Genomic DNA, 3,105 nt, shown 5'->3' with positions numbered 1-3,105 from the left:
GATATATAGATATCTTAATTTAAACTTGACAGGACTAACATTTTGTATTTTACTTCTGTTCATCTGTGCAATTGCAGAAATTATGTAAAAAAAAGCATAAAAAAATTATAGCAAATTGCAGTGATATTCTATAATATTGCTTTATATTAATAATCAATTAGACAACACTAGACAAAGGCAAAACAAATCTCCAAAATATTGAAGTAAGTAGGACGCTGCAGAAAATGCAGGCTGGCTTTTTATTGTCCATTAAGTAGATAAAACGCCCCCTACAGCTTGTGCTCCGCTAAAGAGTGCATGAAATGCTTGACAAAGTATAATGGAAATGCTATGCCTATACATTCCGGTAGCTATGAAGCTACTCTCCAAAAAAGAATCTTCTAAAATTTTTATGGTTCAATTATGAAACACTTTTACAACGCAAACTCTGCCATGACAGTTACATGGCCAGCTGCAAATGCCTCGGGAACGGCTGTGAGCAGTACAAAAACGATCTTTACGATATTATTGCTGGGTGTTCTACTTCTCCTGAGCGGTCGGAGCGTTGGGCAGACAATAACTGGTGTTAACCCGAACTGTGCGCTTCTGGGGCATGATGTAACATTAACCGTTAACGGCACGGGATTTCGAATAGACGGAGGGCCAAATGGAACTTTTGCAGCTAGAGTTCAGGTAGGGGCGAATCCAGATTTACTAGTACCTTCTTTCCGTTCAGAAACTCAATTGGTTGTAAATATACCAGCTAATCGTGTAACAGGTTCAACCTTTAATATTATTGTAAGACAAAGAAATGGCGGCACTGATAATGCGCCTTCAAATACATTTACTATTAATGTGATTCCTTTAGTTGCTCAATCTGGTCAAAGCTGTGTTACTGGGTCTGTCACTCTAACAGCTTCTGGTGCACCAGCAGGTGGAAGTTATCGTTGGTATAATTCAGCTGGGATTCAAATTGGAGGTACGGGCAATAGCTTTACTACGCCACAATTGAGCGCAACCACAACTTATTATGTTAGCGCTGTTACCTCTTCAGGCTGTATAACAAGTCGCATTCCAGTACAAGCAATAATTGGGAATATTCTTCCTAGTGTTACTGATAATAGCCGTTGTACTGCTGGGCCATTGACATTAACAGCAACTGGAGCGCCTACAGGAGCAGAGTATCGTTGGTATACAGAGCCAACGGGTGGTTCCTACATAGCTAATACAGACGGTAAATTTACAATACCTAATTTGACAAAAAGCGAAACATATTATGTAAGTATAGCAAATACTGGATGTGAAAGCCAAAGAGTAGTTGTGAATGCAGTTTTTGGCCAAATCAGTAAGCCTCTCGTTACGTCAAATGGTGACTGTGGAAATGGAAATCCAACCATTACTTTAACTGCAAATGGTGCAACAGGTAATCAAAGTTATAGATGGTATACGACGGAAACAGGTGGTAGCGCAATTGCTACAGGTCAAACTCTTTCTCGGCCAAGAAATAATGGTGGATGGTACTATGCAGCTATATATGATGCAGATGGCAACTGTGAGAGTAGTAGAGTAGGGATGCAGATAACTGATACAGCCCCAACTGTTCCAGTTCCTGTGAATGGGACTAGATGTGGAGCAGGGACCGTAGTTTTAACTGCAACTGGTGCTAATGGATCATCTGAAACCTATCTTTGGTATTCAGCTGCTGGACAAATACTGAAATCAGGCTTAACATTTGAGACGGATATACTAGCAGCAGGCACTAGTGTTAATTATTATGTAAGTAAAATGAATACGGCAACAGGTTGTGACGGTGAAAGAGCACTTGTTACAGCTACTGCTCTTGTGGGTGGAGGGACAGCAGCTGCAGGAGAAATTGTTCTTCCAGCCAATTATAAGTTGAATGAGCCAGCATCCATAAGCTTTAAATCAAATATAGCGGATTCCGAAATTGAATCTTATCAGTGGTATTATAAAACAACAGAATCCGAGGATTGGAAGAAAGGGCCAACTACTTCAACCTTTGAATTTGAATCAATGCCGGGAAATATAGATGGTTATAGAGTAGACCTCACAGTATATGAGACAAATTCCGCCTGCTATTCAAATTTGCCTTCCACTAGAATCTTCGAAATCAATGACTCGAAAATCACTCCTCTCCCTGTAGAACTGATTTCCTTCAAGGCCCAGCGTCATGCAAAAGGTGTAAACTTAACATGGGCTACAGCGTCTGAGCAAGATAACAGCGGTTTTGAAGTGCAAGTATCGGCAGACAGCAGAAACTTCAGCAAGATTGGTTTTGTGAAAAGCGAAGTGGGTACAACTTCTATCAAGCAGAACTACAGCTTCCTGGATACAAAAGCTGTGTCCGGTACCCGTTACTATCGCCTGGCGCAGGTAGATCTGGATGGCACTACTACTTATTCAGCTATCAAAGCGATTGGGCTGGACGGTGGAAACGGAGAGGTGGCAGCTTACCCTAACCCATTTGAAGATGTGGTAACCGTAAAATTGAATGGAATGGAAGCCCGTAAGGTAATTGTAACACTGACAAATGCGCTGGGCAAGGTGATCCTGCAACAGCAGGAGGAGACAGCCGGCAATACGATCTCAGTAGACATGTCAGATGTAACGACAAAAGGAATCTATATGCTGCATGTACTGGACAATGGTGCCAAGCATACATTCAAGCTTATGAAGAGATAGCAGAAGACTGTTTTCATCTCTACAATACCCCATAGAAAAGGGCTGCAGAATCTGCAGCCCTTTTCTATGGGGTATTGTATTAAATAATCATGCTACGATTGTTAAGGTATAGCGTGAGCACATAAAGTCGCTAGCCTCATGCGAAATTGTCTCAACCCTTAATAACCTCTTTAAAGCAAAATGACCAAATTGCAAAGTTTGCCCTCTAAGGAAGAACCTGTTATAGAACCAATTTGAACAGGCTCTAATTACTTGCTCGAATCGGACCGCTACTCTAAACAGATACTAATCAGCCAGTAAAGTCTTACAGCCGTCCTGTACAATCTAAAGAGGTATAACACATCTTAAACGCAATCATTGCAGGCAGTTGTCTTGCTAAAGTGATAGCGTGCTTTTATTTTATGTTATAAAAATAGTCTAAAT

1 protein-coding gene is annotated in these 3,105 nt (G+C 40.9%); it reads left to right on the top strand.

Translation table 11 applies throughout. The features are described 5' to 3' along the window. Positions 1-402 precede the first annotated feature (402 nt). Positions 403-2,682 carry an Ig-like domain-containing protein gene (locus OB13_RS20615; protein WP_461492068.1) on the top strand — a complete coding sequence of 760 codons (2,280 nt, stop codon included), beginning with the start codon at positions 403-405 and terminating at the stop codon, positions 2,680-2,682. Positions 2,683-3,105 lie beyond the last annotated feature (423 nt).

It is taken from the genome of Pontibacter sp. HJ8 (assembly GCF_054824225.1).
The sequence above is the reverse complement of the archived record's forward strand: the minus strand, read 5'-3'. Positions and strand labels throughout refer to the sequence as shown.